Source organism: Ferruginibacter sp. SUN106 (assembly GCF_050611765.1).
In the GTDB taxonomy this organism is placed as follows: domain Bacteria; phylum Bacteroidota; class Bacteroidia; order Chitinophagales; family Chitinophagaceae; genus Ferruginibacter.
In genome coordinates this window covers 395,062-419,775 of the sequence record NZ_JBODJC010000005.1, presented here as the reverse complement: position 1 = coordinate 419,775, position 24,714 = coordinate 395,062, and the positions used below count along the sequence as shown (strand labels likewise).

General features: G+C 36.9%; 20 protein-coding genes. 4 read left to right on the top strand and 16 right to left on the bottom strand.

Annotated elements, in window-relative coordinates:
* Positions 1-22 precede the first annotated feature (22 nt).
* The 5 genes from ACQ334_RS21255 to ACQ334_RS21235 form a co-directional block, all read right to left on the bottom strand.
* On the bottom strand, positions 23-955 hold the full coding sequence (locus ACQ334_RS21255; RefSeq protein WP_430990285.1) for a hypothetical protein: 933 nt from the start codon (positions 953-955) through the stop codon (positions 23-25).
* A gap of 166 nt (positions 956-1,121) precedes the next feature.
* Positions 1,122-1,811: a porin family protein gene (locus ACQ334_RS21250; RefSeq protein WP_430990284.1), complete on the bottom strand. Its 690-nt coding sequence runs from the start codon at positions 1,809-1,811 to the stop codon at positions 1,122-1,124.
* A 182-nt stretch (positions 1,812-1,993) separates the two neighbouring features.
* Positions 1,994-2,674, bottom strand: a complete 681-nt coding sequence (locus ACQ334_RS21245) for a hypothetical protein (RefSeq protein WP_430990283.1) — start codon at positions 2,672-2,674, stop codon at positions 1,994-1,996.
* A 7-nt stretch (positions 2,675-2,681) separates the two neighbouring features.
* Complete coding sequence (locus ACQ334_RS21240) at positions 2,682-3,122, bottom strand: nuclear transport factor 2 family protein (protein WP_430990282.1); 441 nt, start codon at positions 3,120-3,122, stop codon at positions 2,682-2,684.
* Positions 3,123-3,150: 28 nt separating this feature from the next.
* Positions 3,151-4,431: an OmpA family protein gene (locus ACQ334_RS21235; RefSeq protein ID WP_430990281.1), complete on the bottom strand. Its 1,281-nt coding sequence runs from the start codon at positions 4,429-4,431 to the stop codon at positions 3,151-3,153.
* A gap of 201 nt (positions 4,432-4,632) precedes the next feature.
* Here ACQ334_RS21235 and ACQ334_RS21230 point away from each other — a divergent pair, with 201 nt between their 5' ends.
* Positions 4,633-7,191: a hypothetical protein gene (locus ACQ334_RS21230; protein ID WP_430990280.1), complete on the top strand. Its 2,559-nt coding sequence runs from the start codon at positions 4,633-4,635 to the stop codon at positions 7,189-7,191.
* Between the two features lie 4 nt (positions 7,192-7,195).
* The gene (locus ACQ334_RS21225; RefSeq protein WP_430990279.1) at positions 7,196-11,713 is read left to right on the top strand and encodes a TonB-dependent receptor plug domain-containing protein; all 4,518 of its coding nucleotides are present in this window, start codon (positions 7,196-7,198) and stop codon (positions 11,711-11,713) included.
* Positions 11,714-11,907: 194 nt separating this feature from the next.
* On the opposite strand, the gene ACQ334_RS21220 is transcribed toward ACQ334_RS21225, so the two are convergent.
* From ACQ334_RS21220 to ACQ334_RS21185, 8 genes are all read right to left on the bottom strand, one after another.
* On the bottom strand, positions 11,908-12,105 hold the full coding sequence (locus ACQ334_RS21220; RefSeq protein WP_430990278.1) for a hypothetical protein: 198 nt from the start codon (positions 12,103-12,105) through the stop codon (positions 11,908-11,910).
* Positions 12,078-12,566 carry a hypothetical protein gene (locus tag ACQ334_RS21215; protein WP_430990277.1) on the bottom strand — a complete coding sequence of 163 codons (489 nt, stop codon included), beginning with the start codon at positions 12,564-12,566 and terminating at the stop codon, positions 12,078-12,080. The genes ACQ334_RS21220 and ACQ334_RS21215 overlap by 28 nt, the downstream gene beginning before the upstream one ends.
* A 52-nt stretch (positions 12,567-12,618) precedes the next feature.
* Positions 12,619-13,251, bottom strand: coding sequence for a Crp/Fnr family transcriptional regulator (locus ACQ334_RS21210; RefSeq protein WP_430990276.1), 633 nt, complete (start codon positions 13,249-13,251; stop codon positions 12,619-12,621).
* Positions 13,252-13,320: 69 nt separating this feature from the next.
* Entirely contained in the window at positions 13,321-13,506 is a 186-nt protein-coding gene (locus tag ACQ334_RS21205; protein WP_430990275.1) for a YgaP family membrane protein, read from the bottom strand.
* A gap of 16 nt (positions 13,507-13,522) precedes the next feature.
* Positions 13,523-13,831 carry a hypothetical protein gene (locus ACQ334_RS21200; RefSeq protein WP_430990274.1) on the bottom strand — a complete coding sequence of 103 codons (309 nt, stop codon included), beginning with the start codon at positions 13,829-13,831 and terminating at the stop codon, positions 13,523-13,525.
* A gap of 15 nt (positions 13,832-13,846) precedes the next feature.
* Positions 13,847-17,056: an efflux RND transporter permease subunit gene (locus ACQ334_RS21195; RefSeq protein WP_430990273.1), complete on the bottom strand. Its 3,210-nt coding sequence runs from the start codon at positions 17,054-17,056 to the stop codon at positions 13,847-13,849.
* Between the two features lie 35 nt (positions 17,057-17,091).
* Complete coding sequence (locus ACQ334_RS21190) at positions 17,092-18,186, bottom strand: efflux RND transporter periplasmic adaptor subunit (protein WP_430990272.1); 1,095 nt, start codon at positions 18,184-18,186, stop codon at positions 17,092-17,094.
* A 12-nt stretch (positions 18,187-18,198) separates the two neighbouring features.
* The gene (locus ACQ334_RS21185; protein ID WP_430990271.1) at positions 18,199-19,530 is read right to left on the bottom strand and encodes a TolC family protein; all 1,332 of its coding nucleotides are present in this window, start codon (positions 19,528-19,530) and stop codon (positions 18,199-18,201) included.
* Positions 19,531-19,896: 366 nt separating this feature from the next.
* Here ACQ334_RS21185 and ACQ334_RS21180 point away from each other — a divergent pair, with 366 nt between their 5' ends.
* A complete protein-coding gene (locus tag ACQ334_RS21180; protein ID WP_430990270.1) occupies positions 19,897-20,226 on the top strand; it encodes a hypothetical protein in 330 nt (109 codons plus the stop codon).
* 93 nt (positions 20,227-20,319) lie between these two features.
* Here ACQ334_RS21180 and ACQ334_RS21175 read toward each other — a convergent pair whose 3' ends face one another.
* Positions 20,320-21,396: a glycoside hydrolase family 18 protein gene (locus ACQ334_RS21175; RefSeq protein ID WP_430990269.1), complete on the bottom strand. Its 1,077-nt coding sequence runs from the start codon at positions 21,394-21,396 to the stop codon at positions 20,320-20,322.
* 157 nt (positions 21,397-21,553) lie between these two features.
* Here ACQ334_RS21175 and ACQ334_RS21170 point away from each other — a divergent pair, with 157 nt between their 5' ends.
* Positions 21,554-22,291, top strand: coding sequence for a hypothetical protein (locus tag ACQ334_RS21170; RefSeq protein ID WP_430990268.1), 738 nt, complete (start codon positions 21,554-21,556; stop codon positions 22,289-22,291).
* A gap of 4 nt (positions 22,292-22,295) precedes the next feature.
* Here ACQ334_RS21170 and ACQ334_RS21165 read toward each other — a convergent pair whose 3' ends face one another.
* Together ACQ334_RS21165 and ACQ334_RS21160 are read right to left on the bottom strand one after the other, a co-directional pair.
* Complete coding sequence (locus ACQ334_RS21165; protein WP_430990267.1) at positions 22,296-22,799, bottom strand: hypothetical protein; 504 nt, start codon at positions 22,797-22,799, stop codon at positions 22,296-22,298.
* 115 nt (positions 22,800-22,914) lie between these two features.
* A complete protein-coding gene (locus tag ACQ334_RS21160) occupies positions 22,915-24,504 on the bottom strand; it encodes a M1 family metallopeptidase (protein ID WP_430990266.1) in 1,590 nt (529 codons plus the stop codon).
* Positions 24,505-24,714 lie beyond the last annotated feature (210 nt).

The following is a 24,714-nucleotide window of genomic DNA, read 5'->3' as shown; positions in this document are numbered from 1 at the left end:
TTTTTTGAAGAAGATGAAAGCGTTACCCTTTCCGCACTTTTGTTTTTACCGGTTTTACAGTTTGCAAAAATTTATAAATAGCTTTTAATTCCACATCATTCATTCTTTTAAATGAGTTCCATGGCATTTCACTTTGCGGAATTAGTTTACCTGCACGAAAACGATTAACAAAAGCTTCCTGGCTCCAGCCAAATATTCTGCCGCTGCTATCAGTTGTGATATTTGGAGTAACCATACCATTTGGCATTTCGTTACCTCCTGCAAATGGTTCTCCTGTATATACACCACTTAATGTTCTTTGTGTATGGCACCCATTACAATTGCCCACATTGTACACCAGGTATTTTCCATAGTCAGCAGTGCTGTCTGGTTGTACAGTTGCCTGAATTGTTTCAGAAGGGCCAACAGGTTTTATCAGGAATGCTTTTACGATATTGCCCATAATATTCAATTTATTATCTGGTTTTTGCATGGCTACCGGTTTTTGCATACGCAGGTAAGACAGTACTGCGATAAGGTCTGAATCACTTAAATTATGAAAGGGCATAAAATCATATACTGCAGATCCGTCAGGATGCACACCATAGCGCAATACCCTGGCAATTTCTTTATCAGTAAATTTTCCAATGCCGTAGGTACTATCAGAAGTAATGTTTGCAGAGTAAATAGTACCAACAGGCAACTCAAATGCAACACCTCCGCTTAAAGAAACATCCTGCCCAAGATTGATCAATGAATCGTTATTGGCTTTACTATGGCAATCGTTACAATGTGCAATAGCATTTACAAGATGCCTGCCTTTTGCTATTACAGTACTGTCATTAGTAGTTTGAATATTTGGATAAGGCGCTTCATATTTTAAATTTTGCCTGGAAGCTGTTACAACCGCAATACCCGATACCAGGATCAGCAGTACAACACCCGTCCACTTTAATATTTTTTTTATCTTTTTCATAATAATTTAATGCTGTTAAAAAATAATGTTACAAGAACAAAACTCATATAAAAGAAAGGGATTAAAAACGGGCATATGAATGAATTGAATTTTTACAAACATGAATTGCAGGAAGTAAAAATTACAGGCAGTATTTAAATCTTCCTGCCTGTAAAAGATCACCTTCTTATTTTCTACCCTGGAAGAAATATCCGATAGTTAATTGCAGCCCACGGTTTTTATATTTACCTCCTTCTTCATCATCGATATTAGCAAAGCTTAATTGATACCCGATATTGCCATACAACCTGTTGGGCAACATAATGCCTGCAACAGCCCCTACTCCATAATCTGCTCTTTTAAAACCTGCACCATTATCTGCTTCTTTTTTAAAAGCATCCTGTTCGCTCTTTATAATTTCAGTAGTGCCATTAAATATTGTTGTAGTAGTAGATTTTACTTTACCACTTATGCCAAAAGAACAATATGGCCCGCCGCCTGCGAATAATTGAAAATTATTTACAGGGATAGTGTATAAAATATTTACAGGAACCTGCAGGTAATTCAGGTCAGTGGTGCCTTCAAATTTTATGATGGTAAACCCATTACCCGGGTCGCTCTCAATAGAATTTGTAATTTTTACACCATGCTGTAAAAAATTAATACCACTTCGTAAACTGACTTTTTCGCTGGCAGCAAAATTGACTACAATACCTGCGCCGGATAATACTCTTGCTTTTTTTACAGGATGAATAAAATTATCTGTATTAAGCGCTGCACTGCTGAGATTACCGGTACCATGTACCCCGATTGATAGTTGAGCAAATGCTGAAGCTGATAATACGATACCAGCTAAAATTGTAATTAGTTTTTTCATGACTTATTTTTTTTGATTGATTATTACACAAAATTGCCAACGAATACTTGCGGAAACAATGTGCCGGTGGTTGAGTTGAAGAAAGTGTTACCTGAATTGTATTTAAAAAAATTCCGGACGACATCAGCTATAAAAAAACCATTTACGTTGCGTAAATGGTTTTTTATTTACCGGTTATTCTTTTATTGTGTAAGTGTGTAAATGTATTTTCTATTGCTGATAAAGACTATTGTTACCAAAGTAGTAAATAATGTTACCAATACCGGGCAACCTAATATCCAGTAACTACTCAGTATATCTTTTTTTAAGAGTGTATTCATTAAACCAAAAACAATAACAAGGTCCAGCACCATGGGCGCAAATAAAAAGAGCAGTAAATACCCTGCTCTTTTTTTATTATTGATTATTGTAAACGTTTTGTATAAAGGAAAAACAGTGAGTAATAAAACGATCGCCAATCCTATAACCCATGCAAGAGTGTGATTGTGTAACAGGGTGTTTAATCCTGAAACCTCGTCACCCTTTCCCATAGCTGCAGTAAAAATCCTGGCAAAAGGGTTGTTGGCAAAAATAAACGCAAAGCCGAATGCTTTTTGTTGATTGGTGCTTGCTGCCTTTAAAATATAAACACCAATCCATATCATCATAAATGTAAACAAGGGGCCTGCAAATACCGCCAGCACTGCAATGGAATGGCTTTCCATACAACCTTCGCAAAGCTGCCACACATTAAAATCTCTTTGCCCCCAACACCCGCAGATCAGCCGGCCCACAGCAGTATGCACCAGTTCATGCAACTCATGCATTATAAAATGCAGGCTTATAAAAGCAATACTAAATTTTATGTTCAGCTTCAGCTGCATGTTAAGTTTAGTTTTCTTTTTTTGCCCATAGCACATTAATGATTTTCCATTCTCCGCCCGTTTTTCCAAGATGAGCATAGTCGAAGAACTGAAATTTATTCGTTGTAATTTTTATCGTTGCTATATTGGTACTGATATCAAGTATAGTTACAGTTGCAGTAAACGGTACCTTAGTTTCATCAACAGCATTTGTATGTTTTTTAGTACTGAAGATCAATTCTGATGCACCGATAGTTTTCAGCATTACATCACCATTATCTCCTGTAACTATTATGCGTTTCACTAATTCAGGATGTATGGCTTTGGCCATCCGTTGTCCATCCGAATTGTAAAACCCTTCAATATAATTCAATGCAGTTTGTTGTATCTGTAAAGTATCTGCCTGGGTTTGGCCAAATGAATATTGAGAACAAAAGATTAATAAAATAAAAATGATCTTCTTTATCATAACAGCTGTTTATCTTTTCTATACAATTTTATAGTTTAATAAATTCCACTCTTCTGTTTGCCGCCTTACCTTCTTTGGTTTTATTATCTGCAACGGGTTGTGTTTCTCCTTTACCTTCAGTTTCAATTGTTGCTGCATCAATACCAAAATCTTTTACCAGCATATCTTTTACAGCCGCCGATCTTTTTTTAGATAATTCCATATTGGCATTATCATCACCATCGCTGCTGGTATGTCCGATCACTTTTATTTTTATGGATGGGTTTTCTTTTAATACCCCTGCTATTTCTTTTACCACACCATAAGACTCCGGTTTTATAGTAGCTGCATTTACATCAAATAAAATTCCGGTGGTAGAAAATTTTCCTTCCTCTATTAATTTATGCCTTGTATCCGGTAAACCTGTAGCGGCTTTTATATTGCTGATATAGATACCATACTGCTCTTCTTTATAATTGGTGGCGCCTACTTTAAAAAATAACTGGTTCATTTTATAACCGGTATCCACAGCTTTAGGTACATCAAAAACTTTGGTTTCATTGATCCACATCCTGAAACGTTGCTTTTGTACCTGTATCGCCACATGCACCGGCCTGCCATAATATTTATCCAGGTCGCCATACATTTTGGCTTCACTTTTAAAATATGTTCTGGCATCAGTAAAAGATTCTAACTGTACCCTGCTGCCACTATTTTCTGCTGGATAAATAGTGCCCATTACAGCTGCATATTTATTAAAGTCTTTTAAAAAAACATTATCCGTACCACCTTCGCCATTGGTGGCAAAAAAACCACCCGAAAAAGTTGGGTACATCCAGCCATTATTTTTTAATTGGAGAATGATATCAAACTCAGCGGTATAATTTTCGGTGAGTTCTTTTGTATTACTGGTGAGGTAAACAAATGGATTATGCAACCGCAGCCATTTACCCGGAAATTTTTCCAGTGTTACCACTTCACCCGATCCGTTGGTGTTCCATCCGGTGGGTAATTCTGCAAGCGCTTCCTGGTCAAAATTATCATAGTATAAAATTTTCTCTCCCGGAATAAAATCATACTTCGTAAAACTTTTTACGCCTGCGTCTGCCTTTGCCGGTGCAGCGTCAGCACCACCTGCAGTTGATGCAGGCGGCGTATCAGCTGTGTTTTTCCCCTCTGCTTTATCCAGTGTTTTATCGATGGCTTTATCTACTTTATTATCTACTCTCTGGTTTACTTTATTCTTCACCTTATTCATCAACCCACCCAATTGTGCTGTTGCAAATAAAGGTGCTATTGCAATAAGCGTAATTACTATTTTCTTTTTCATCGTCATTATGTGTTTAACAGGTACGAAAGTAGAGACCCTTTTATTCAGGCTACATATCGATCAGCATGAATTGAATAAATCACTGCATGAAGTGTGCTACCAGTGCATTTTCTTTTTTGTTAAAAATATTTTATGCAATCGCTTTTCTTTTTGCATCCGTTAAAGACCGTAGCGACACCCTAATACCAAAAACGATAACTGATGAAATTAAAACTGCTTATATTATTAGTATTGCCCGTTACAGCTGCAGCACAGGAAGTAAAACCGGTACTGTCAGATGCTTACCAGGCTCTGATCAGCAAAGATTCTTTACAGATAAAAAAAAATAAAATAGCTGATTCGAGTAACAGCATCGACAGGTCTGCATTGCGCTTTAGTAATAATAACTACTGGGGAAATTTTTGGGTACGGGATATACACACCAAAAAAGACAACAGCATAACCTTGCAACAACTGACTGATGAAGGCCTGTATTTTGGTGGCACATTTTCATCTGTAGTGGCAATACGGCATAGTAATCAGCAACCCGTTTTACAACAACAATTTGCGCAGGGCCGCTCTGTAAACGGACAATTAAGCTGGCAGGGGCCACATACCAATGAGCTATTCAGTTATGGGCCTGCAATGAATACGCTTGAATTTAATGGAACAAATTATCCCTATGATGTAAACGGACAACTTGTAGCTGCCGGCACGGGTAATGGACAAAAAGCTTTTATCTATACCCCATCCATTTTTCGTACGGCAGCTTTGTTTTCCAATACTATCACATTACGCGGTACATACCGGAAAAATTACCAGCAACTGTTGAGCGTTGCTATTAAAGCCGGGCAAAGCAATGATAACAGTATCATCATTCACAATAAAAATAATGCCGCTAATTTTTCTGCATTGGCTGAAGCACTCGTTAAAAAATTTATTGTAACGGGCAGCTACAATTACCGCCAGGAAAAATTTTCTAACAATAACCGTAATGGTTTTTTAAACAGGGTGTATCAGAATACTTTGCTGAGCCCTGTAAGTTTTGATAACAGGCAAGGCAATATTTTAAATGCATCGCAAAGAAGTTATAACCTGTATGCAGATAATCCTTTTTTCTTACTGCAAAATAATGACAACCATTTTTTACAACAGCATTATACCAGTGATTTTTCTGTAGAAAGATATTTTGAGCGTAAAAAAATTAAATTATCTCAATCGTTTGAAAAATTTCAGCAGCACAGCAATGAAGGTTACCAACCAGGCACTGCATTTTTTGAAAATGGTATTGCAGTAAACCGCAATACACATGATGCTAATTATTTTTTAAATCTGAATGCTCAGTTTCCTGTTAACAACCAAAACTATGATTTAAGGGGTAGCTTATCTGCCAACTATATTTACAGCAATAACCGCTCTGCTATTGATTATACAACAGGCAGGGCAGCATACAGCTATCAACGCACAGCACACGATGCCTCTGTTGCTTATACACAAAATTTTACAGCTGATTATTTTGAATCAGCCATAACTGTATCGGATAAAATATATGCTTCCAATACAGCTGCACAGCAAAGTTTTTTTCTGCCAGGTGTAGCATTTTATGCAAGGCATAGTAAGATTTTTGGCATTGATTATTTGTCCGCAAAAATTAAAGGCAGTTATATCCGCTTCAATAATGAGCTACCCATCAACAAGTCGTTTGCACAAAATACTTCGGTGCAATATGCAGCTACTGCTGCAATGCAACACCTGCCAATTACAGAAGTAAATAGTTTTGATAACCTGGATGCAATTGAAAACAAGGAATACAATACAGGAATTGAATTGAGTTACAAGGGCAGGGCCATACTATCTGTTGATTATTTCACACGCCAAACCAATAACGATATTTTCCCGGTAATGAATGGCAGTCAATTGCAATTAGTAAATATGGCTGATCATCGTAACCGTGGTGTAGAAGTAGGTGTAGACCTCTATTCCAAATACAACAGCAATAATGCATTATCATTCAGCAACAGTTTTTCGTTTACCACATACCAAAGCAAAGTAACCGCTGTAAAAAACGGTTACAATTTTACCCCCATCGCAGGATTCAGTGATGTACATAAAGCCATTGTAAAAGATGCGCCAATGGGAGCAATTGTTGGCAATAGTTATTTAAAAGATGCCAGTAACAATATCATAATTGGTGCAGATGGTTTTCCTGAAGTAAATAATACAGCGGCTGTTATTGGTAATCCCACTCCGGATTTTACAATAAAAATGACCAATACCTTAAACTGGAAATATTTCGGATTGAATGCAGATTGGGAATGGAGAAAAGGTGGCGATATGTGGAATGGTACTGCTGCCATGTTAGATTATTATGGCAGATCAGAAAATTCAGCTGCATTGCGCAATACCACCAATTATATTTTTAAAGGTGTTGATGTTTCGGGTAAACCTAATACTATTCCTGTAAGTTTTTACAACCCTTCATTACCGGTAGAACAAAACCGTTGGGTACGCTATGGGCCAACCGGTGTTGCTGAATCCTACATACAAAAAGGAGATTGCATCAGGTTGAACAATATCAGCTTTTCTTATAAACCTAAAATAAAAAAATATTTACAGCAATTAACGTTTTCTCTATACGCCAGCAACATTATACTCTGGTCGGCATACAAAGGTGCAGATGTTAATCAATTACTGAACGATCAACCCGGTACATCAGGACTTGATTTTTTCAACATGCCTTCTTATCGCACCATTGGTTTTTCTGTATCCACTAAATTTTAATGCCATGCAAAAAAGAAATGTATACCATAGCATCCTTGTTTTATTATCCCTTATTTTTTCTTATGCAGTAAACGCACAGGATTATGCTGCCACTAAAGAAAAAATCTATATTCAAACCAACCATGTTTTTTACAAACCCGGCGACGTGGTGTATTTTAAGTTATACCTTGTAAAGGCCCAGGACCAGACACCGAGCTATCAAAGCAGTGTAGTATACGTTGAGTTGATAAGCCCCGCCGGCACTGTGGCACAAAAATCAACTTTTAAAGTTACCAATGGGTATGCAGAAGGTTCTTTTGATTTTAGTGAACTGGCTGTTGGTGGTATCTATAAAATAAGAGCCTACACCAGCTGGATGATGAATGAAAATGAAAACCATTTTTTTGTAAAGGAGATCACTTTACAAAAAGTGCTGGCACCAAGAGTTTTATTGAAATTAGATTTTCCGGAAAAAGGTTATGGGGCAGGCAGTGCTGTAAAAGCCAATTTCTCTATGCGTAGTATTGCCAATGAACCCATCCGCAATTACCAGGGAAAATATACAGTATCTGTTGGTGGTGAAGCCATCAGTACGCAAACATTTAAAACTAATAACGAAGGAAAAGCAGTCATTAATTTTTCCTTACCCGGTAATCTTGCTACAACAGACGGATTACTAAATGTAACCATTGATTACGATGCATACACCGAAGCCATTTCAAGAAGTATTCCTATTGTGTTGAATACAATCGACCTGCAGTTTATGCCCGAAGGTGGTACATTGGTAAATGGTATCAGCAACTATATTGCTTTTAAAGCATTGAATGAAAATGGAAAAGCAGCTGATATAAAAGGTTATGTTACCGATAGTAAAGGCAATACCGTCACCACATTTGAAAGTTATCATTTTGGTATGGGTAAATTTTTATTTACGCCACAAACCGGGCAGGTATATAAAGCTGTAATCACTTCGCCATCCAATATTGCACAGCAATTCGATCTGCCTGTTGCATCTGCCAATGGTGTGGTAATGCAGGTAAGAAAAGCCAATAAAAAAATTACCGTATTACTGAATACAGCAACAGATATGGAAGTGATATTAAAAGCCAGTACCAAATCTGTTAACTACCATACCCAGACTATCTTTTTATTAAAAGGAGAAAACGAGATCCGTATCGATGAAAATATTTTTCCGGCTGGTATTGCACAATTTACTTTGTACAAAACCAATGAACTACCCTTAGCAGAAAGGCTGGTATTTTTAAATGAAGACAAACAACTGAGTGTAACCATTACTACCGACAAACAAAAATATTTACCCCGTGAAAAAGTTTTACTGACCATTAAAACTGTTGATGAAAAAGGCATTGCTGTTCCTGCAAATTTTTCATTGGCTGTGGTAGATGACAAACTGTGGACATTTGCCGATGACAAACAAGACCATATATTAAGCTGGTTATTACTAAGCAGCGAACTGAAAGGTAAAATTGAAGAGCCCCAATTTTATTTTAAGAAAGATGAACCTAAAGCAGTTGCTGCATTAGACCTGCTGATGCTGACCCAGGGTTACCGCTATTTCGACTATATAGAGTACGTACAAAACGAAAGAAAATTAAAATACCTGCCCGACCAGTATAATATTTTAAGTGGTAAAATTGTAAATACTGCTAATCAACCGGTGCAGGCCAAAATGTTTCTGATCAACACTGTACCTGGTGGTAAAGCCATTAAAATACAAACCGATAAAGAAGGTATGTTCTTCTTTTCGGAGCTGGAACCGCAAAAAAATTATTACCTCTTTGCACAATCCTTTGATAAAAAAGAAAAAATAAATATCCAGGTATTACAAAATGGTGTAGGTTATAATCCTACGCAGACAAAAGATTTTAAACAACTCCTTTCAAAGCCTTTGGATTTTGGAGCACTTGCACCATTTACTCCGGCGCTTGTAAAAAATGAAAATAAAAAACAGGAGGAAGCAAATGTAGCACTGCCAATGCCTAATAAAAACATGGCATTAAATGAAGTTGTGGTGACAGGTTATGGCACACAAAGAAGAAAAGATATAACAGGTTCGGTGCAGGTTGTACAGGCAAAAGAACTGAATAACTTCAACGACTGGAGTATGGCATTACAAGGCAAAGTTGCCGGTGTGCAAATACGTGGTAATGCAAACCCCGGTGGCGATTTAAAAATTGTACTCAGGGGAATGGCTGCAGTAAACAATAATACGCCATTATTTGTGGTAAATGGTATTCCAATGGAACAACTCAACCTCAACACCATTAACACCAGTGATATAGAAAGTGTAACGGTTTTAAAAGATGCCTCTGCTACTGCTCTCTATGGCGCCAGGGCTGCTAATGGTGTTATTATAGTTGATCTTAAAAAATTCAGGTACGAAAGAATGGGCATTAAATTCACCAAAAGTTATTATTATACTTCGCAACAGGTGTATACAACGGGTACAGCGTATGCAGCAGCCAGGAAATTTTATGCACCGAAATATACCAGCACTGCAACCAGCAACAGAACAGATTTCAGGGAGACTATTTACTGGAACCCTGTTGTGCAAACTGACAATGATGGAAAAGCAGCTGTGGAATTTTATAACTCCGATGCCTCCACCACCTTCAGGGCTATTACAGAAGGTATTGGCTACAATGGAAAATTGGGAAGAGCCGAAGCTACTTACGCAGTACAAAATGCATTACAGGTAGATGCAAAAATTCCTCCTTATTTAACCGTAGGTGATAAAGCGTTAATTCCATTGGTGATAAAAAATAACAGCGCAGAAAATATGCAACTGAATATCTCTGTTATGTTCCCTGCTAATTTTAAAAACAGCAGTTATACCAATACCGTTACTATAAAACAGGATAGTGCTTTACAATTATTAATCCCTGCCGAAGCAACAGGTGCAGTAAAAGGTGTTGTACAATTTATTGTTACCGGTGCTAATGATAATGAATCCATTTCATTACCTGTTGTGGCTACAGAAAAAGGCTTTCCTGTTATTGCCACTTTTTCCGGTAACAAAGCAGCACAACATAATTTTGTTATTAATAAAATGATACCAGGTTCACTAAAAGCTAATTTAAAATTATTAAAAAATATAGAAGGGCAATTATTAGATGGTATTGAATCGATGCTGAGAGAACCTTATGGTTGTTTTGAACAAACATCTTCCAGTACCTATCCTAATATTTATATCCTGAAATATTTAAAAGAGTCCGGCAAATCCAATCCTGCTATCGAGCAGAAAGCACTGGATTATATTGAACGTGGTTATAAAAGACTGATAGGTTTTGAAACATCCGTACATGGTTTTGAATGGTTTGGCCACACACCTCCGCACGAGGCACTAACTGCATACGGATTAATGGAATTCACCGACATGCAGGAATTTATTGATGTAGATAAAAAAATGCTGGAACGTACCAAACAATTTTTACTCAGCCGCAGGGATGGAAATGGTTCGTTCAACATCCAAAATCATGGCTACGACCAGTTTGCTTCGGTGCCCAATAAAATTGCCAACACATATATTGTGTACGCACTTACGCAGGCAGGCATAGGAAAAGAAATTCAAAAAGAATATGAAAAAGCTGTACAAAAAGCTTTGGAAAGTAAAGATGGTTATCAATTAGCCATGATGGCGATTGCTGCACAAAATATGAAAGATGCGGTTGCATTTAACCAGCTGATGGATGAACTGAACAAACAATATGAAAAAGTAAATTTTAATGCAGAAACAAGTGTGGTGAATTCAAGAGATGCTTCTTTAAGAGTAGAAACCTGCGCTTTGTATGCCATAGCATTAATGAAAGCACCATCACCACAGTTGGGAAGAGTGTCAGATCTTATCTCAAGAATCCTGGGAGAGAAAAGTTATTATGGTTATGGTTCTACGCAATCCACAGTGCTGGCATTAAAAGCCATTGTGGAGTATTCTAAATTTCTTGGCCATATTAATGAAGATGTACCGGTAAATTTTACTCTCAACAGCAAAACTGTTACAGTGGATAAACCTATAACAGAAAATGTACAGGAAGGCAATAATAATTTTACAGTAAACTATACGGAAAAAGATAAAACCGTTCCTTATAATTTAGAAGTTGCCTACAATACTTTTACACCACCTAACAGTGCAAAGGCAGAATTACAACTACGTACCAGTTTAAATACAACCGAAACAAAAGTGGGTGAAACTGTACGTATGCAAATTGCAGTCACTAATACCAGGGCCGCACTGCAACCTATGGCTATTGCAAAAATTGGTATCCCTGCAGGGCTTGCTGCACAACCCTGGCAGTTAAAAGAACTGATGGAAAAAAACCAGGCTGCATACTATGAAATTTTTGATAACTATTTAGTGTTTTACTGGATGGGCTTTGCACCCAATGAAACTAAGACTATCAATCTTGATTTAAAAGCAGAAGTGCCCGGTACTTACAAAGGCAAATCCGGCAATACGTATTTATATTATACACCGGAGTACAAACATTGGAATGATGGTGTGGAGATAACGATAAAGGAGTAAAGTTTTGTTTTATGTTTTAGTTAGGAGCACCGGCATTTGCTGGTGCTTTTTTTAAAATTGCTTTACCCAAACCCCTTCATCAATTTTATCTCATTCCTGTACAACAAGATCTTCCCGTCATTTTCCAATTGTTTTAATAAACGGGATACTACTACACGCCGGCACTGATGCCAACAACAACGGCGAGGTACCGATTATCTCCCGTTTCGTAAGTCTGTAACCATCTTGTCGAAAAAAGTTTCATACCATTTTACTTCATTACTGGACGGCCATTTTTGTTGTAACTTTTTCAACCCGTTTTCTGCCCATGCAACTACTTCCTCAAAGTCTGAACGATTTAATAATTTCGCTAAAATCACTGCCATTATGTGCCCATCATACTTGCGCTCCATAAAATCGCTATTTTTTTTACAGGAGTATAATAGTAACTAAAAATGCCTTCCATATCATTATACTTTTTACACAAAACAGGAACCTCGTGTTGTAAGAAAGGAATAAATTTTTCATTAAGGATTGTATCCAATTCCCCTACAGTTTTAAAAGCAAATCCATTATGATCATGTTTTAATAAGTCTGTAAGCACAAAACCAATAGAATCAGTATCCTTATGATTGCCTGGATTTATGTCATGATATTTTACAAAAATATCCTGAACCGCATTAATCCTTAATACTAAATCAATATTTATTTTATTATCAAATCCAAATTGATGAAAATAAAAATTCACTTTACTCCATCCATTTAGTGTCTTTTTTTCAAACGCATCTTTCGATTTTTTAAATATAAAACCTTGAGCCAACAATATTGATTCAATTACAGGTAACATATATTCAACATATTGTTTCTTATTCATAATTAAATTTCGCTACTGTGGATGTATTGACATCTTGCCGATGATCTTTATTTTAATTAAACCCCTTCATCAATTTTATCTCATTCCTGTACAATAATATTTTTCCATCATTTTCCAATTGTTTTAATAAACGGGATACTACTACTCTTGAGGTGGCTAATTCATCTGCAATTATATAATGCGATGTTTTTATAACACTGGAGCCGCTTAATTTTTGTTTCTCTTTCAGGTAGGCGACCAGGCGTTCATCTAATTTATGAAACGCAATGCTTTCGATAGATTTTAATAATTCTAAAAAGCGTTCATTAAAACTACGCATGATATAGTTTTTCCAGGTAGGATATGTACACAACCAATCATCGAGTTTGGTATGTGGTATAGCCAGTAGTTCCACATCATCTTCTGCAATGGCTTTCACTTCACTTTTTTTTGCTTCTACACAACAACTGTATGCCATCGAACAACTTTCATTACTCGATAAATAATACAGCAATATTTCTTTGCCATTCTCATCCATGCGATACACTTTTATAGTACCGTTGATGATCAATGGCATCATACGGATGTATTTGCCATAATCCATGATGATATCGCCTTCCTTAAAATGTTTGATCTCCCCGGATTCATACATTTCCTTTATCAGAGCCGGTTCAAAAACAGATTCAAAATTGGTCAGGTTGTTCATTGCTGTAAAAATTAATTACAGCATAAAATTACCCAATAGCATAAACAAGTGATAATTTTTTTTCAGCGGCTATTTTTTTACCCCTGCTTTGTTCAGTATTATTTCCAGCGGGCAAAATTTAGTAAAGGCAGATTGCAATAAATTAACACCCACAAAAACAGCCAGCCATATCCAATTGCTATTTACGTAGTGCGACAGGGTAATACTAATCAAAACAAAAGCACCGGCAACAGCACGAACAATTCTTTCTCTCATTTTTTAATTTTTATAATTAATAAATCGATCTTTCAACCGGAACAACAAATGCCCTTATAGGAAAATTAGTTCCATTCGCCTCATTGAATTTTTTTATCAACTCCATCGCCAGCATCGCATTTTCTGCTGAAGTAAAACTGAACAACATGGTGGAATCAAATTTTTCTTCGCCGCTTGCAAACCATTCTTCCAAAAGACGAGGCGATTGGTTGTCTTTAAAACCAATAATATCAGTTGCACTAAAAGCATTAATGGTGGCTGCTTTAAATATTTTCACTACTTCTTCCTGGTACTCTTTTAAACAGGTTACTATAAAAAATTTCATACAAAAAGATTTAAATTATTTATCAGGATATTTTTTACGCATCATTTTATAATACAATAAAGGCACTACTAATAAAGTGAGGAAGGTAGAAGTGATCGTTCCGCCCATCAAAGAAATAGCCAACCCTTGAAATATCGGATCGAACAGAATAATGATAGCACCTAATGCAACAGCACCTGCTGTTAATAATATCGGTGTAGTTCTTACCGCACCTGCTTCTATAATGGCTTGTTTTAAAGGAATATTTTCTCTTAACCGGATATTGATAAAGTCGATCAGCAGTACCGAATTACGAACCATCACACCTGCGAGTGCAATAAAACCAATCATTGACGTGGCAGTAAAATATGCACCCAGCATCCAGTGGCCTAACACAATTCCTATTAACGATAATGGAATGGCAGCTAACATTACCAATGGCACTGTAAAGTTTTGAAACCATCCTACAATTAAAATGTAGATGAGTAATATCACCACACCAAATGCAATACCCAGGTCTCTGAATACTTCAAAAGTTATTTGCCATTCCCCATCCCATTTCAAGGTATAGTTATCTTCCAGTTCGGGCTGATGGGTATATTCTTCATTCAATGAAAATCCTTTAGGAACGGTAATATTTTTTAAACTGTCGGAGATATTGGCAATTGCATAAGAGGGGCTTTCCAATTTGCCCGACATATCGGCCAGCACATACACTACTTCCTTTTGATTTTTACGGTAAATACTTTTTTGTTTGATCTGCCTGGTTACCGTTACAAGGTCTCTTATTGGTATTGCATTGCCCTGCATACCAATAATTTTCAGGTCAAGGATATCTTCCATGCCGGCTTTATCAGCATCAGATAATTGCAGTTTAATTACGGTTTGATTATACGATGCCGGCTGATAAATATTTCCTGCATTCATTCCTGATAAAGCTGCATTAATAGTTGCTGTTACCTGGGCAGTGGCAACACCATAACGTATCGCTTTTTCTTTATTCACTTCAATATGATATTCCGGCTGATCATCTTCTACCATCCAGTCTGCATCTACCACATCAGCAGTTTTGCTGAACAACATTTTTACCTGTTGTGCAATTTTTATCTGCTCCTTATAATCAGGCCCGTAAATTTCTGCCACCAGGGTTGATAATACTGGTGGCCCTGGTGGCACTTCCACAATTTTTACATTGGCATTATATTTTTTAGCAATGGCCTGTATCGGTCCACGCATTTGTTTGGCAATATCATGGCTTTGTATACTGCGCTTTCCCTTATCTACCAAGTTCACTTGTATGTCTGCCACATTTTCCCCCCTGCGTAAATCGTAGTGCCTCACCAATCCATTAAAACTGATTGGTGCAGCAGTACCCACATACAATTGATAATTCTCCACTAAAGTTTGATTAGATACATACGATGCAATATCTTTTGCAACAGCCTGTGTTTTTTCCAGCGTAGTTCCTTCCGGCATATCAATTACCACCTGGAATTCATTTTTATTATCAAACGGCAACATTTTTAATGCTACTGATTTGGTATAGAATAACATCATTGATCCTAATAGTATCACTACAATACTTATGATAAATGTCCAGCGTTTCCAACGTGTTTCCAGCATGGGTTGAATAAAGGCACGATAGATTTTATAAATACGGCTTTCTTCAAGTGTAATGGGTTTACCTTCTTTATGATTTCCACCTTTCTTTTCTTTTTCTCTTAGAAAAATATAACCGAGATACGGTGTTAATGTTAATGCAACAATTAATGATAACATCATAGCTATGGATGCTCCTATTGGCATCGGGCTCATGTAAGGGCCCATCATACCGGATACAAATGCCATGGGCAATACCGCCGCTACAACAGTAAACGTGGCTAATATAGTTGGATTACCTACTTCGTTAATAGCATAGATAGCGGCCTGCAATGGTGGTAATTTTTTCATCTTAAAATGCCGGTGCATATTTTCTGCAATAATGATGGAATCATCTACCACAATACCAGTGATAAACACCAACGCAAACAAGGTTATACGGTTTAATGTATAATCCATAAAATAATAACTGAATAGCGTTAATGCAAACGTAACCGGCACCGACAAGAATACAACCAATCCACCACGCCAACCCATCGCCAGCATTACAAATAAAGTAACTACTACAATAGAGATGAATAAATGAAATAATAGTTCAGCTACTTTATCAGATGCAGTTTCCCCATAATTTCTGCTTATCGTTAATTGTACGTCATTGGGTAATAATTCTTTTTTAAGGTGTTCAACTTTGTTTATGATCTGCTCAGCTAATTTCATAGCGTCTGCGCCTTTCTTTTTAGCCACACTTAATGTTATGGCAGGATAATTTGATTTAAAGGCGTTAGCTTTTGAAGTATCTGCGTTGCCATAGCCAAACAAAACATATTGATTAGAAGTTTCAGGGGCATCTTCCACTTTTGCTACTTGTTTTAAATAAACCGGCTGTTGCTGATTAACACCAACCACAAGGTTTGCAACATCATCAGCATTATTAAGAAAATTTCCTGTTTCTACAGCAAAGGCAGTGTCTTGCTGCAATAGATTGCCACTTTGCATTTGCATATTACTGCCCTGTATTTGTTTACTGATAGATAAAAAATCGATATGATTTTCTGCCATCTTATTTTTATCCAACAATACTTTTACTTCACGGCTTCTGCCACCTAAAATATTGATGTCTGATACATCGTTTATCTTTTTTACTTCATTAGTTAATGCCTGCCCGATTTGTTTCAATTGATAATCATCATATTTTTCACTCCACAACGTCAACCCTAACACCGGTACATCATCAATAGCTCTTGTTTTTATTAATGGCATAGTAACGCCTTGCGGCATTTTATCCATGTTCTTCATTAACTCGCTGTATAGTTTTACCAATGAGCGCTCCACATCTTCGCCCACTTTAAATTGTACTATCAGCATGGCCTGCCCTTTCATAGAAGTTGAATACACATACTCCACCCCTTTTACATTAGAAATTATTTTTTCCATGGGGGCCGCCAGTTTTGTTTCCACATCCTTTGGTTCTGCGCCGGGATAGCCAATAAAAATATCCGCCATCGGTACTTTTATCTGTGGCTCTTCTTCTCTTGGAATTAAAAAAGTACTATAGCCACCTATGAGTAAAAAGCCGATCATTAACAGTATCGTTAATTTAGATTGTAAAAACCCTTTGGCTATATTTCCTGAAAAACCGTTTTTCATTTGATTGAATTAATGCGTTTGTAATTATTTATTGCTTACTTAACTTTTACCGGAACACCATTGTATAATTTCCCCTCTGCAGTTAAAACAAAAGCTTCGTTCTTTTCTAAGCCACTCAATACTTCTACTTTATCGCCATAAGTTTTACCCAGGCGCACCCAACGTAACAATGCCGTGTTATTAGCGCTAACAGTATACAAACCCGTCAGTTGATCTTTTTGTACAATGCTTGCAAGAGGCACCAATACCATATTAGTTACTGATTTTACCGCAACTGTTTTTGTAAGTGGAATAGTTACGTTAGCATACATACCTGCATACAAATCTTTTTTATCAGCATCCGGTATACTTACTTTAACAATGTATTGTCCCCCTGTAAACTGTGATGATTGATTGATTTGTGCGACACTGCCTTTGATAGTTTTATCGAGTGCTTTGATAGTAATTATTGCTGCTGCTCCTTGTTTAATCTGGTTGATTGTATTTTCAGGAACAGATGCACTTACCTGGTAACTGCCGCTTTGTTCAATAGTTAATATCGGCATTCCCGGATTGGCCATGTTACCTTGTTCGGCTAATTTTTGTGTTACAATACCACTAAATGGTGATGTTAAGCTGGTGTAGCCCAGCATAGCATTTACTTCATTACGCATTTGCTTTGCGCCTTCCACTCTTGCTTTTGCAGCATTATATTGCAGCGTAACATTATCCAGTTCTTTTGCTGTAGCACTTTGTTGTTTGTATAAAGTAGTAAAGCGGTCGTAATCTTTTTGTGCACTACCTAATGCCGCCTGTGCTTCACTGATCATCGCATCGGTTTGTGCTCTCTTCGCTATAATATCCTGGTTGCTTATAGTAGCCAATAACTGGCCTTTACTTACATGATCGCCAACTTTTACTTTAAGCATAGTAATAAATCCCATTACCCTTGTACTTACATTTACTGATTGTGCTGCTTCAATTTGACCACTCAGGTTGATATCCTGTTGTTCATCTTCTGATGGCTTTGATACAGTTACTTCAACTGCAGCATCAATATTCATAACAGGTTCTTTTTTATCAGACGAACAGGCACTGAAAAGCAGTACACCAAGACCGGCTATTAATTGTAAAATTTTTTTAGTATTCATGCTGTAAAAAATTTATTGGTTAGTTGTAGTTAAAAATTGGATATAAGCTTTAGTGATATTGGTGGTAAACACCGCTTGTGTAAACGCAAATTTTTGTTGAACAAGTTGTGTATTCGCTGTTAATACATCTGTAGTATTTACCAGGCCTTGCTGGTAGCGGTTTTGTAAAATGATCAATGCTTCGTTGGCTTGTTCAATAGCCTGTTGCTGTTGTTTCATTGCAAACTGTGCATCTGCAAGGTCACGCCAGGCTTTGTTAAGCTCCAGCTGACTTTGATCTTTCTGTCGAGATAGTTCTTCTGATAATTTATTACGTTCTAAAGTTTGTGTAGCTATCGTATTTTTAGTGCTGTTGCCTTTAAAAATATTCCATGATAGTTGAATACCTGCCATATAAGCATTAGCACCAAAACCCAGCATCCGATTGTCGTTTAGCTGATAAGTACCAAATGCATTTAACTTAGGCCAATAACTCATTTGGTTAGATTTTATCATCAGGTCAGTTGCTTCAATCGCTTTTTGCATGGCAATAAAATCTGCTCTTACTATATTAATTTTATTAGCCGAATCTTTAATTGATATAGAGAAAGTATTTGCAGGTTTATAAATAACGCCGTCGCTTTGCCCCATTAACAAACTGATGTAATCTGATGCGTTACCAATATTGTTTTTTGCTTTAGATAAATTGCTTTCTGCTATTGTAATCTGCACTTGTGTATTCAGCAGATCAGATTTTTGTAACAAGCCTTGCTTAAAGCGGTTATCAGTAAAAGTGTACAATGCCCGGGTTGTTAGTAATGCATCTTCTAAAACTGTTACCGCATCGTATGCCAGTTGCAATTGCAAAAATGCCTTTTGTACTTCAAAAGTCACATACTCTTTAGTGCGTTGTGTTTTGTATTGATATAGCTCGGTTTGTTTTGCAGCAGCTTTTCTTTTGTACAACATATCCATATTTACCAATGGTTGCTGTACCTGAAATTGCGTGGTAAAATCTGTGGTACCTGATGGATGATTTAAAAGATCAGGATTAAAATCATTTTGTGTAATTGATTTTTGCTGTAGTTTAAAACCAAAAGTATTTAATGGGTTATTGGTACTGATGGCGGTGTATGAAAATCCTACCTGCGGTAGATAAATGGCTTCAGTTTGTTTGTAATTAGCAGCCGCTATACTTTCATCCAGCTTAGCCAGTTGAATTGCTTTGTTATTATTTACAGTGGCTGCAATAGCTTCATCAAGGCTTAATAATTTTGTGCTGTCCTGCGCTGTAGTAGTTAAAGCAAAACCGTTAATAAAAACAACTGCTGTAATAACTGAAATGATCTTCTTTCTGCGGTTCATTAATTTTTAATTTGACGCAAAACTAATAGCAGCAAAATGCGAACACGGTAACATTTGTCACTTATAACAAGAGGTAATTATTATTTCAGTAAAGTGATCGGGGTAAATCAGATAATAAAAAATATTATTTCAGATATTACCTTCAAACAGTACTTTTAATTACTCTTTGCCAGATTGACACATAAAACCAGTACTAATGAGTATTGAAACAGCAGCATTCGCTGAAGGAGGAGATTAATAATTTTTTTATTAAATTTTTAAATACATCAAAAGCTAAACCTAATGAAGCTATCGATTTTTCCAGGTATTTTTTTTGTTATAGCAAGTTGTCATTTTGCAAAAGCTCAAACATTAAATACAAATTACGTGTTTGTTGCAAAAATTTTAAGCATAGATACCAACAACGTTTTTACAAACCTGACAAGTTTTGCTAACAAACCCATTGGCAATGTTATTTGTGTGCATATTAATATCGAAAAAATAATTAAAGGAAAATTATCAATTGCAAGAGACACGTTACTTATTATGGATTTAGATGAGGTTGAAAATAAATGTGTATTTGAATTTGCTATTGGTAATTCCTATACCATAAATGCCTGTAAATTCAAATACCAGGCTATAAGTGCCATTAAGAAGAAATATCAAAAATGGCTCTTTTCCTTCTATTGTGATAAGCTACCCCAAATAAAAATTTAAGAATTTAAGATCAAAATTATTATCCTGTAAATGGGAGTTTACAATATTCTTACTTTTAGTCTCATTTAATAAGGAATTTCAATAAGCAAGATTTTACTCATTCAACCCTTGCTCCACTGCATCCACCAATCCTTCCGAATATTTATCATCCGATAATTCCCAAAACATCACGCCGCCTAATTTCTTTCGCTTTACAAATTTCGTTTTTTCGCTTATCGATTGCGGATCATCAAAAGTGGCAAATAAGTTTTTGCTTTTATTGTATTGATAAGGCGCTTTGGCCTTTTTATCCCAGTAACGGGTAAAGCCGGAAGTATCACTAAAGTAAGTGTCAAAATTTTTATAAGATACGCCCTGTAAAAAATTACCGCTTTGATACAGGCCATGATTGGTATCGGCAACATTCTGCCAAACCCTTCCATAAAAAGCAGCGCCAATAATAAATTTAGCAGCAGGTAATTTTTTTTCCAGCAACCAATTCACGCATTTGGTGGTGGATTCCTGCCCGGGCATGTAATCTGCCAGTGCTGTATGATGGCCGGTTACTTTACTATAACCACCCACAAGATCATAGGTCATCAGGTTTATAAAATCTACCTGTGGTGTTACCGCATTCCACTCAATCGATTCATTAAGATATTGTTCAAAACCACCTGCAGCAAAACTCAATAAATGATCAGTGCCCATTTCGGCACGCAATTCTTTTACCAACATGGTAAAATTATTTTTATCCTGTGGCAAAAACTGGTGCCCGGGATAACCTTCAATAGCAGGGTATTCCCAATCCAAATCAAGACCGTCAATATCATAATCCTTTAATAATTGTGCGGCTGTTTTTACAAATGTGGTACGGCGGGATGCTGTATCAAAAAGGCCCGAGCAAGGTGCACAACCTCCCCAGCCGCCAACAGATACCATCACTTTTAATTGCGGGTGTTCTTTTTTAAGCGCAACAATTTGTTGCACCGTTTGCCGCTGTGTACTATCTCGAAAAGTGAGTGTATCGTTTTGCAGTTTTAAAAAACTGCAGATCACATGAGTGATCTTATCCAACGGGTACTGGCGTATATTCTCGCCGTTGCCGGTATAATAAGCGATCACTTTATATTTGGTTTGGCAGAATGCGGTGGCTTGTAAAAATACAAGGCTTACGAGGAGTATTTTTTTCACGGCTTTGAAGATACTACTCATTTACTGAACGGAAAAAGTGCCTTTTGAGAATAAGATTATTTTAACAAGCACAACAATTTTTCATTTTAGATTGTTACTTTGTGTTATGAGAAATTTATACCTCCTTGTCATTGTAATGCTATTGTGCATAAAAACTATGGCACAGGATAATTATGAAATACAGGTATATGCGTCTCCCACTCAAACCAAGGGCAGTACCATTTTTGAATTGCACAGCAATTTTACTTTTAATGGCGAAAAAAATGTTTTGGATAAAGTGCGCCCCAGTTATCATGCACTGCACGAAACAGTAGAGATCACTCATGGTGTGACAGAAAATTTTGAAATAGGTTTTTATATTTTTACCAACTACACCAATCCTTACGGGTACAGGTATGTGGGCTCACATATACGCCCCCGTGTAAAAGTGCCCAACAGCTGGCACTGGCCAGTTGGTGTAAGTTTATCCACCGAAGTAGGTTTTCAAAGCAGGGAATATTCGGGTGATACCTGGAGTGTGGAGATAAGGCCCATCGTTGATAAACAGTTCGGTAAATTGTATATCGCCTTCAACCCTACATTAGGCATTGGATTAAAAGGCAGTGATGACCATACACCAGCTTTTGAACCTAATATAAAAACATCTTACAGTTTTAATAAGTTAGCGTTGGGTGTTGAATATTATGGCAGTCTTGGCCAGTTGAACCAGGTACCTCCTGTCAGTGAGCAAAGCCATGCATTATTTGCTGTAGCTGATCTTACTTTCGATCCACGCTGGGAAGTAAATGTTGGCCCGGGCTGGGGATTAACCAAAGCCACTGATGGTTTTGTATTTAAATTATTAGTGGGCCGCCGTATTACCTGGAAAAAGCCTGTTGAAAAAAAGCTGCAATAGATCTTTAATTGTGTGTCTTTACAAAATCTGTTCTTGCATAAGTTCCGGGAGCTGCATGGTCGCCTTCCCTGAACCTGACATCAACATAATTAATACCAGCTACCTCTGTAAGGTTATAAATAAGTGCGGCCATATAAGCATCTGCACCGCTAGTTCCCATTTGCTGCGTTAAGTAAGTACTGTTGGGAATTTTTATAAAAATTGTATCTCCTGAAATTTTTTTATAGGTCAACTGTATCTCGGGGGTTTCTTTGTTTAACCACGCAATAATTGCGGGTGCCGTTAATGAATCTGCAGGTATTGGCCTGGTCTTTATCATATCCAATCCCGGGCCGGTTGCTGACAGTTCCGCCTCCCAGAAATAGTGGCTGTCTTTTATTATTGCTGCAGTATCTGTATGGTTGGCAGGGGCAATTGTATCATGATGTACAGTTGCTTCTTCAGTTTTTTTTGTATTGCAAGAAAATAGTATTGCAAGTGCAGTAATCAAAAGATAATTATTTTTCATCGTTACGCTTTTATAATTAAAAAACATATCCTTGTTATACGATAAAATTACAATGACCTACTGCAATTGAAATGACAGTAGTCATTATTAGCCGTGATGTTGAATAGTCAATTGCTTACTCAATAATAATTTTCTTCAGGTAATACATATCCGGATCTACCTGTGGCAATATATCGCTGCTGATGATGATTGGCTTTTTTGAAAGCGTCATTTTCTGTACCCCTTTTTCTGTAACAATATCCATCGGTAATGTCATATCAATATTATCAACAGAAATTTTGTATTTATTCTGTCTTTGAGCTACAATATGCACTTCTAATTTTTGTGTGGTACGCAGGTACAGGTCAAACAGGGGTTTTAAATTGGTATTGGTTGCTTTACTGAATAATTGCTCCACGTCATCTGTGGTTACTAAATTATCATAAGTGTATTGCACATTGGTAGATAATTGTTTTAAGGTTGGGAAAAAAACTGCATCACCAATTACATAGCGTAAGGTATGCATAAAGAAAGCTCCTTTACTGTAGATATCACCAATGTAAGCAGTTACTTCATCCAGGTCTTTACCCTGCACTACTGGTTTTTGATTGGCAATACCAAAAGCAGATTGTTTAAAGCGATCGATATAAGCTTTTTCGCCGCCCATTTCTCTTGTATATAATGCATCGCCATAGCTGCAGATACCTTCCTGTATCCAGTAATCGGCCCAGTCTTTTACGGTTACTTTATTTCCAAACCATTCGTGCCCGAATTCATGGTTCATCAGCCAGTCGTTATCAACACCTCCAATAGTTTCGTATTTAAATTTATTACCGTAAGCATTCATCGTCTGGTGTTCCATTCCTAAATGCGGCGTTTCCACTATCCCTATTTTTTCTTTTACCCATGGATATTCGCCAAAATATTTTTCCCTCACTTTTGCTATCTGTTCCAGTATCTCCAGGTGATGTGCTGCTTTTGCTTCATCGGCCTTTAATACATAAAACTGCATGGGTACTTTATTACCATTAACGGTAGTATACATTTTTGTTGCTACTGCATAATCTCCTACATTAAAAACAAGACTGTAATTATTGGTAGTGTAATTTGTTTTCCAGAAATATGTATCGGTGGTTTTTTGATGGGTGACTTTTTGTAATAAACCGGGTGCCGCTACTACCAAACCTTTGGGAACAGTGATGTTCATATCTGCACCTTCATTAGGTTCATCACTCGGGTGATTTTTACAAGGGAAAAATATTTGGCCGCCAGCAGCTTCTGCAGTTACTGCCACCCATGGATGGCCCAGTGTGTCTTTTGTCCAGGTAAAACCATCCTCCCATGGTGGCCTGGTGGCCACATGTGGCTTACCGGCATACATAACTTTAACCGATGTTTTACCGGCAGCAACAGGCATGGCAGGTGTAACAGTGATCAATGCATTGGTATGTGTAAAGGGCGCTTCTTTCCCATTCACCCAGATTTTTTCCACCTTCATATCATTGAGTAAATCAAAAAGCAATACCGGTGTTGATTGAGACAAAATAAAATCTATTACTGTATTACCACTGATACTTTTGTTATCGATATCAACCGCCAGGTTGATGGTATAATGCCGCACATCCATAATGGCCTGCTCAGGTTTTAATTTGCCGCCAGAAGTAAGTTCCTGCGAATAACAATTGCTGATAATGATAAAGGATAGAAAAATAAATACTGCTCTCATAAAAAATAGTTTCTTAAATGTAAGTATTAATTCTGGTAATTTTTAAACCCATAAGGCATAGTAAAAAACCATAGAGACATGTATGGGCATATAAGAAAAACACAAAACAAATTTAAACCACATTAGAACATCGGAAACATAGAAAATACATAAGAAATACTGTATGAACAGCTATGTGTCCTATGTCCCTATGTGGTTGACAAAATATTA

What these genes read in the sequence shown, in the direction of transcription:
- ACQ334_RS21255 (WP_430990285.1), bottom strand. Translation starts at nt 955, where the DNA reads ATGAAAAAGATAAAAAAAATATTAAAGTGGACGGGTGTTGTACTGCTG.
- ACQ334_RS21250 (WP_430990284.1), bottom strand. Translation starts at nt 1,811, where the DNA reads ATGAAAAAACTAATTACAATTTTAGCTGGTATCGTATTATCAGCTTCA.
- ACQ334_RS21245 (WP_430990283.1), bottom strand. Translation starts at nt 2,674, where the DNA reads ATGCAGCTGAAGCTGAACATAAAATTTAGTATTGCTTTTATAAGCCTG.
- ACQ334_RS21240 (WP_430990282.1), bottom strand. Translation starts at nt 3,122, where the DNA reads ATGATAAAGAAGATCATTTTTATTTTATTAATCTTTTGTTCTCAATAT.
- ACQ334_RS21235 (WP_430990281.1), bottom strand. Translation starts at nt 4,431, where the DNA reads ATGAAAAAGAAAATAGTAATTACGCTTATTGCAATAGCACCTTTATTT.
- ACQ334_RS21230 (WP_430990280.1), top strand. Translation starts at nt 4,633, where the DNA reads ATGAAATTAAAACTGCTTATATTATTAGTATTGCCCGTTACAGCTGCA.
- ACQ334_RS21225 (WP_430990279.1), top strand. Translation starts at nt 7,196, where the DNA reads ATGCAAAAAAGAAATGTATACCATAGCATCCTTGTTTTATTATCCCTT.
- ACQ334_RS21220 (WP_430990278.1), bottom strand. Translation starts at nt 12,105, where the DNA reads ATGGAGCGCAAGTATGATGGGCACATAATGGCAGTGATTTTAGCGAAA.
- ACQ334_RS21215 (WP_430990277.1), bottom strand. Translation starts at nt 12,566, where the DNA reads ATGAATAAGAAACAATATGTTGAATATATGTTACCTGTAATTGAATCA.
- ACQ334_RS21210 (WP_430990276.1), bottom strand. Translation starts at nt 13,251, where the DNA reads ATGAACAACCTGACCAATTTTGAATCTGTTTTTGAACCGGCTCTGATA.
- ACQ334_RS21205 (WP_430990275.1), bottom strand. Translation starts at nt 13,506, where the DNA reads ATGAGAGAAAGAATTGTTCGTGCTGTTGCCGGTGCTTTTGTTTTGATT.
- ACQ334_RS21200 (WP_430990274.1), bottom strand. Translation starts at nt 13,831, where the DNA reads ATGAAATTTTTTATAGTAACCTGTTTAAAAGAGTACCAGGAAGAAGTA.
- ACQ334_RS21195 (WP_430990273.1), bottom strand. Translation starts at nt 17,056, where the DNA reads ATGAAAAACGGTTTTTCAGGAAATATAGCCAAAGGGTTTTTACAATCT.
- ACQ334_RS21190 (WP_430990272.1), bottom strand. Translation starts at nt 18,186, where the DNA reads ATGAATACTAAAAAAATTTTACAATTAATAGCCGGTCTTGGTGTACTG.
- ACQ334_RS21185 (WP_430990271.1), bottom strand. Translation starts at nt 19,530, where the DNA reads ATGAACCGCAGAAAGAAGATCATTTCAGTTATTACAGCAGTTGTTTTT.
- ACQ334_RS21170 (WP_430990268.1), top strand. Translation starts at nt 21,554, where the DNA reads ATGGCACAGGATAATTATGAAATACAGGTATATGCGTCTCCCACTCAA.
- ACQ334_RS21165 (WP_430990267.1), bottom strand. Translation starts at nt 22,799, where the DNA reads ATGAAAAATAATTATCTTTTGATTACTGCACTTGCAATACTATTTTCT.
- ACQ334_RS21160 (WP_430990266.1), bottom strand. Translation starts at nt 24,504, where the DNA reads ATGAGAGCAGTATTTATTTTTCTATCCTTTATCATTATCAGCAATTGT.